The organism is Ruegeria sp. BC1 (genome assembly GCF_056539305.1).
This window is the reverse complement of sequence record NZ_JBQFUT010000018.1, coordinates 1-6,698: the sequence shown is the minus strand read 5'-3', so window position 1 is coordinate 6,698 and position 6,698 is coordinate 1. Positions and strand designations below refer to the sequence as shown.

At 55.0% G+C, this 6,698-nt stretch carries 5 protein-coding genes; 4 read left to right on the top strand and 1 reads right to left on the bottom strand.

What is annotated here, in order from left to right; genetic code table 11:
- Positions 1-54: 54 nt before the first annotated feature.
- Positions 55-255, top strand: a complete 201-nt coding sequence (locus ACR0IY_RS21790; RefSeq protein ID WP_480677115.1) for an AraC family ligand binding domain-containing protein — start codon at positions 55-57, stop codon at positions 253-255.
- A 256-nt stretch (positions 256-511) separates the two neighbouring features.
- Here ACR0IY_RS21790 and ACR0IY_RS21785 read toward each other — a convergent pair whose 3' ends face one another.
- Positions 512-1,414, bottom strand: coding sequence for a LysR substrate-binding domain-containing protein (locus tag ACR0IY_RS21785; protein ID WP_480677113.1), 903 nt, complete (start codon positions 1,412-1,414; stop codon positions 512-514).
- 105 nt (positions 1,415-1,519) lie between these two features.
- Between ACR0IY_RS21785 and ACR0IY_RS21780 the strand changes: the two genes are divergently transcribed.
- The 3 genes from ACR0IY_RS21780 (at position 1,520) to ACR0IY_RS21770 (ending at position 6,592) form a co-directional block, all read left to right on the top strand.
- The gene (locus tag ACR0IY_RS21780) at positions 1,520-3,040 is read left to right on the top strand and encodes a trimethylamine methyltransferase family protein (protein WP_480677111.1); all 1,521 of its coding nucleotides are present in this window, start codon (positions 1,520-1,522) and stop codon (positions 3,038-3,040) included.
- A 19-nt stretch (positions 3,041-3,059) separates the two neighbouring features.
- The gene (locus ACR0IY_RS21775; RefSeq protein WP_480677109.1) at positions 3,060-5,507 is read left to right on the top strand and encodes a GcvT family protein; all 2,448 of its coding nucleotides are present in this window, start codon (positions 3,060-3,062) and stop codon (positions 5,505-5,507) included.
- A 95-nt stretch (positions 5,508-5,602) separates the two neighbouring features.
- Entirely contained in the window at positions 5,603-6,592 is a 990-nt protein-coding gene (locus ACR0IY_RS21770) for a GlxA family transcriptional regulator (RefSeq protein ID WP_480677107.1), read from the top strand.
- The last annotated feature ends 106 nt before the right edge of the window (positions 6,593-6,698 follow it).

Here is a 6,698-nt window from a genome sequence, read left to right as displayed (position 1 = left end):
TTTACACCGATGAAAGATCGAATTCGCCTGACACCAACAAGTTTATAAGACGCAATTCTCGTCGATGGCATTCAAACCCGACAAAAGTTTGCTCGGCATAGCCACGATTTCTATGTTGTTGGTATGTTCACCCTTGGTGGCCAAATGTCTCATTATGGCTTACGTGATTTCGAGGCCGAGACCGGAGATGTTGTTTTTTTATTCCCCCCGGGAGAGGTTCACGACGGGAGGCCGAACGGTCGCACCGGACCTTGAAGAACTGCATCTTGCTGGAAAACTACTGCCTGCCCTGTGACGGCCAGATCGCCGAGGAATATGTCATGCAGGCAACTTCGAAGTCTACTTGCAGATTGGTGCCTTGGAAAGCATGGTGTGTAAGTAAACTGACGAGGCGGTTGGGGATTCCTGCCGCCTTGCACGGCAGTTCAAACGGCTTCCGCACAAGACAGTATCGCCGAAGGATTCACATTGTGAGATGGAACCCGTATGCAAAAAAAGATGTAAATGATGTCTATCCCGACGGGCCTTCATTCGCTTGTTCAGAAATCCATTCGGCAAGCATGACCACAAATTTCTTGGAAGGCCCACGCGCGTCGTACTTCAAGTAGTAGGGCGCTGTCAGCATCAGATTTTCGGTCATAGGTTCAACCAAACGTCCATCCTGAAGATAAGGGTCGATCAATGGCTTGCGCCCTAAAATGATGCCTTCTCCCCGGCAGGCGGCTTCGATCGCAATGACCAAACCGTCTACTGAAAACCCCGAATTCACTTTCGCATTGGAACTTGCGTATCTTTGTGCCCAGCGATGCCAGTCGTTGCCATAGCCCAGCGTGTGAATGAGACTCTGCCCACACAGATGATCCGCGGATTCAATTGGGCCGTGTTCAGCCAGATAGTGCGGAGAGCAGACCGGCACAATCTCGGCATCCCAGAGCTTGATCGTGTTTTTGTCGACGCTGGTGTCTATTTCCAGACGAAGGATTTCAAGATCGCTGGCCTGTCCGCGATGTTGTTCTGGCAGAAAATCGGTTGTCCGCAGGTGAACTTCAATTTCCGGATGCAACAAGTGAAACCTGCTTAGTCGTGGTGCCAACCAAAGCGTGCCGACGGATGGCGTGCAATGCACGGTGACGACGGTTGTGTCGTTGTAAGGAAACAGCTTGTCCGTCACATTGTCCAATCGATCTAGCACCTCGCGCACGACTTGAAAATACGCCTTCCCATTTTCACTGAGTGTCAGTGAACGGTTGTGGCGCAGAAAAAGTGGGGCGCCCAAGGCAGCCTCAAGCTGTTTGATTTGCTGGCTGATGGCGGCCTGGCTCAAATTCAACTCTTCTGCAGCCAGAGAAAAGCTCAGGTATCGGGCCGAGGCATCAAAGGCGCGCAAATAGTTCAATCTGGGACGGCGGGGCATTGCGGAGGCTCTCGCATAAGGTTTTCTAATGCGAAACTGCAGGAAAGCCCGTTTGACCGCAAGAGGGGAATCTTCGATCGTGTGCGCAAACCGAAAGGGCGTATTATGAACTATTTTTCCTTCCTCGACGACAGCGCGACGGATCGCATTCACGAAGCTTCGCTGGAAGTATTAGAGGAGGTCGGGCTGCTGGTGCGGAATGAAAAAGCCCGCCGCCGCTTTGCTGAACATGGTGCCATTGTTGATGAGGAAGAAGAGCGCGTCAGAATTCCGGCGGATGTTGTCCATCGGTATCTGAAGCTTGTGCCACCGACCATCACGCTGAAAGGGCGTGATCCAAAGTTCGATGTCACGTTCCCGCGCAAACTGCCGGTGGTGGCCACGGCCAGTTCGGCCCCTGACATCGTTGATCCCGTCACCGGGATCACGCGGCGCGCAACCTCGCAGGATATTGCGCGTCTAGCCCATGTCGTGAACGAGCTTGACGGGTTTGACGTGTTTTCGATCTCGGTGCTGGCAGAGGATGCGCCCGAAGGTCATTTTAACCTATCGCGGTTTTATCCGGCCCTGAAGAATTGCCTGAAACCCGTGCGGACCTCTGTGGTCAGTGTCGATGAGGCCAAACAGATCCTGAAGCTGGGGGAGTTGATCGCCGGTGATGCCGACGCTTTCTGGGAACGTCCTTTCATAAACTTCGGCTATTGTTCGATCGTGACGCCGTTGACGATGGATTTCGACAGTACAGAAAACCTGATGTTCTTCGCCGAGAATGGTGTCACCGCCTATGGCACCATTGCGCCGATGGGTGGGATCAACACGCCGCTGTCGCTGCCGGGAATGATGGTGATGGTCAACGCCGAATGGCTGGCCACGATGTGTCTGGCACAGATGTCGCGCGCAGGGACCGAACTGATCTACAACTTCTTGCCGGTCTTTGCTGATCTGCGCGACGGTGCCTATGCGCCCGGCGCGATTGAGGTTGGCATGATGAACTCGATCGTGTGTCAGATGGCGCGGCGCTACAACGTACCTGCTGGTGGGTATCTGGGCCTGACCAATTCCAAGATTTCTGACGCTCAGGCCGGGTACGAGAAAGGCATGTCGCCGCTGCTGGGCGCGCTGTCTGGGGTGAATTTCATTGTAATGGGCGGGCTTCTAGACGCGCTCATGTCGCTCGATTTTGGCCAGCTTGCCATCGATAACGAGATCGCAAAGATGGTTAAAACCGTGCGTGGCGGCGTTGATTTCAGCGCGGCAGAGATGGCGGTGGAAGACATTAAGCGAATCGGGCCTGCGGGCATTTTTGCCGATGCGCCCATGACACTCGAGCGGATGACCTCCGCAACCTTCATGCCCGAGCTGGCCGACCGGCAACTGCGCGAAACATGGGAGGAACAGGGCAAGTCCACCATCCATCAACGCGCTTTGAACAAGTCGATGGCGATCCTTGCCCAGCAACCGAACCCCGCCGCCCTAACGGCTGAGGTCGACGAGCGTATCAAGTCCTACTTCCCCGGCATTGTCGCGGGCGACAGCTCGCTTCCCGAAGGGTGGACACCGTTTGATGTCGGTGCGCCCGCACCGACACGTGAGCGCCGCAAAAGCCGCCGCAGAGCCCGCGCCTGATTTGACAGTGAGAAAATAAATGACGAAATCCTTCCCTTCATCCGCCCGTGTCGTAGTGATCGGCGGCGGGGCAATCGGCACTTCGATCGCCTATCATCTGGCCCGCGCAGGCGAGCGCGACGTGGTTCTTCTGGAAAAGACCCGGCTTACCGAAGGTGCCACATGGCACGCGGCCGGGCTGGTTGGTCAGTTCCGGTCGCAACAGAACCTGATGAGCCTCATGAACGACTCGGTGCGCCTGTTCGATGAGCTTGAGGCCGATACCGGGCAGGCCATTGGCTGGAAAAAAGTCGGGTCGATGCGCGTTGCGGCCAGTCAGGACCGCTGGCAGGAATTGCTCAAGTCGCATTCCTCGGCACGTGCTGTTGGGTTCGACATGGAAATCCTGACCCCAAACGAAGCGAAGGGCCTGTACCCGCTGATGCAGGTCGACGATCTTGTCGGTGCGGCTTTCATCCCCGAAGACGGCCATGTCGACCCCTATTCACTGACGCAGGCCTACGCCAAGGGCATTCGCAAATATGGCGGGCGGGTGATAGAACAGGTCAAGGTGACGGATCTTGTTCGAAATGGAAACCGGATCAGTCATGTTGTGACCGACCAGGGAACCATCGAGGCCGAAGTCGTCGTCAATGCCGCCGGTCTTTGGGCGCGGCAGCTTGGCTGGATGGCGGGTGTGGATTTGCCTGCAGGCGTTGTTCAGCACCAATATTTCGTGACCGAGAAAACCCCGGACATTCCCGACGACATCCCTGCGTTCCGCGACCCTGACGGTGGTTACTATGCCAAACCTGAACCGGGTGCGCTGGCCATTGGTGGTTGGGAAAAGACCACCGACACGGTCAATCCGCGTGAAGGCTTTCCGTGGGAAAACGCGCGTCACCTTTTTGACGCCAATATCGACCGCATGGAGGAGGTGTTCCTGCCCGCCGCCCACCGCCTGCCCTTGCTGAACGAACTTGGCGTTCGGACAGTTGTGAATGGTCCGATCCCGATCAGCCCGGATGGCGAACCTGTCATGGGTCCGGTTCCGGAACTTTCAAACTTCTTTGTTGCTTGTGCCTTTACATCAGGCATTGCAGCGTCGGGTGGGGTTGGCAAGGCCGCGGCGCACTGGATCCTGGATGGCGATCCGGGGCTTGATCTTTGGGCGTTTGATTTGCGTCGCTTTGGCCCTCTGCATGCGGGGCATCGTTTTCTGCACGACCGCGCCATTGAAAGCTACAGCAAGTACTATGACATCCATTGGCCGGGCGAAGAGCTAAACAGCGCCCGTGGCGTGCGCCGTTCACCGCTCTATCGTGCCCTGAAAGAGCAGGGGGCCGTGATGGGGTCGAAAAACGGGTGGGAGCGCGCCAACTGGTTCGCCCATAGCGATATCCCTGCCAAGGCGCAATTTGGTTGGGACCGACCCGGACAGCCCGAGACCGTGGGCCGTGAACACAAAGCCGCGCGCGAGGCGGCAGTCGTCACCGACATGACGTCGTTCACCAAGTTCGAAATCACAGGTGCCGACGCTTGCGGACTGCTGCAGTATCTGGCTGTGGCCAGTGTCGACAAACCCGTTGGGGGCGCGGCTTATACACAGCTCTGCAATGTGAAGGGCGGGATTGAGGCGGACGTAACCATCATCCGTCGCGAGTCCGAGTGCTTCTGGCTGATCACCGGCTCTGCCCTTGGGGTGCGTGATCGCGGTTGGCTGGAAACCGGGCTTTCACACTACGCCGAGCATATGGGGCGTAAACCGGATGTCTCCATTCGTGAGATCACCTCGGCCTACGGAGTGCTTAATATTCAGGGTCCGAAGTCGCGCGAAATCCTGCAGAAGATCTGCGATGACGATCTGAGCCATGAAGGGTTCCCCTTTATGACGGCCCGTGAAGTCCGACTGGGCTATGCCAAGGCTCTGGCCTATCGCGTCACCTATGTGGGTGAATTGGGGTGGGAGCTTTACATTCCGACTGAATACCTTGAGCACAGCTACGAGGCGCTGATTGAGGCTGGCGCATCCGAAGGGCTGGTGAACATGGGCTACAACGCTGTAGACAGCTTGCGACTTGAAAAGCGGTTCCTAGCCTGGGGCTCTGATATCAATTCTGACTACACTCCTCTGGAGGCTGGCCTGGGGTTCCTGATCGACTGGAATAAGGGCGAATTTTTGGGGCGTGAAGCCCTTGCCCGGCAAAAGGAAAACGGCCTGACGCGCAAATTGTCGGCACTGCTACTGGATGAACCACTCACGGTATTTGGGGGCGAGGCCGTCTCCCACGGTAACAGTGTCGTCGCCCAAACCACTTCAGGCAACTTTGCCTACTCGCTGGGCCGTCCCATTGCCCTTGCCTATCTGCCAATCGAATTGGCCAAAACCGGCACCGAAGTCATGATCCAAAGCTTTGATCAAACTTGCAAAGCTAGGGTTGAGATGGGCACGCCTTATGACGCGAAGCGCGCAAAAATTCTATGCTAGATGCAAAGCAATCAACTGAGACCCAAAAGTGGAACCACCAATGATCGTCGCCGGGTACGGACAATTCACCGCCATAACGCTCAGGAGCTAAAATAATGACTAACATGGCAGCGCATAAACAGTTTCACAATGCAACCGACACCAGTCGCCAGCGGATTATCTTCGCGCTTTTGCCAGACTACTTTGCGATGTCGCTAACAAATGCGCTGGAAACGCTACGGATCGCCAATAAGCTCCTGAACAAAAAGTACTTTGATTGGATTATTTGCTCCGCGGATGGTCAGCCGGTTCAAAGCTCGTTGGGAATGACCACTTTTGTCGATTCCGAATATGCTGACTGCAACCGCAATGATATTGTTATCGTTTGCTCGGGCGACGCTGTTCTTCATCAGCGTCTAAGTCCGACCATTGGCTGGTTGCGGCGCTGTCGGAGCATTGGTTGCAAAATTGGTGGTTTTTACTCCGGAGCCTATGTGTTGGCTCGGGCTGGTCTGCTTGATGGTCACAGAGCGGCGATTCACTGGAAGTTCAAAGATGGTTTTGAGGAGTCTTTTCAAAGTGTTGAGCTAGTAGATTTGGCGCAATCGGAATCCAAAACAAGGCCAACGACGGCTGGTGGTGTTTCAGAAATCGACGTGATGTTGTCTCTGATTTCGTCGACACAAAGCGAAAAGCTTTCGAACTTGGTCGCCGCCGAGCTCAACTATTCCACAATCCGATCACTTCAGTACGAAAATCGACTAAACTGCGCGGATAGAGTCGGCTTTCAACATCCTAAAATCTCTCCTGTCATTATGGCTATGGAAGAAAACTGCGAGGATCCGCTTTCCCCGAGAGAACTTGCTGAACTCGTCAACATCTCGACACGGCAACTTGAACGTTTGTTCAGAAAATTCTTGCATACCACGCCCACGGCGTTCTACCGCGAATTGCGACTGAGGCGGGCTTATAACCTCTTGACCCAAAGCACTTTGCCAATCACTGAGATCTTTCTGGCGTGCGGTTTTTCTACTCCATCCGGCTTTGCGAAGAACTTCAAAAAACAATTTGGTGCGACGCCAAGAAGGTTTCGCGATCCGATGTAGAGCATGTGTCGCTCATATTGCCAATGTTGGTATGCGGCTTGGAAAGGCTGAAGATATTATTACCCATCAAATTTCTGGTTTCTAGGCAGAAGTTTCCAAGCGAAAC

Coding starts and splice junctions, on each gene's coding strand:
- ACR0IY_RS21785 (WP_480677113.1), bottom strand. CDS start 1,414: ATGCCCCGCCGTCCCAGATTGAACTATTTGCGCGCCTTTGATGCCTCG.
- ACR0IY_RS21780 (WP_480677111.1), top strand. CDS start 1,520: ATGAACTATTTTTCCTTCCTCGACGACAGCGCGACGGATCGCATTCAC.
- ACR0IY_RS21775 (WP_480677109.1), top strand. CDS start 3,060: ATGACGAAATCCTTCCCTTCATCCGCCCGTGTCGTAGTGATCGGCGGC.
- ACR0IY_RS21770 (WP_480677107.1), top strand. CDS start 5,603: ATGACTAACATGGCAGCGCATAAACAGTTTCACAATGCAACCGACACC.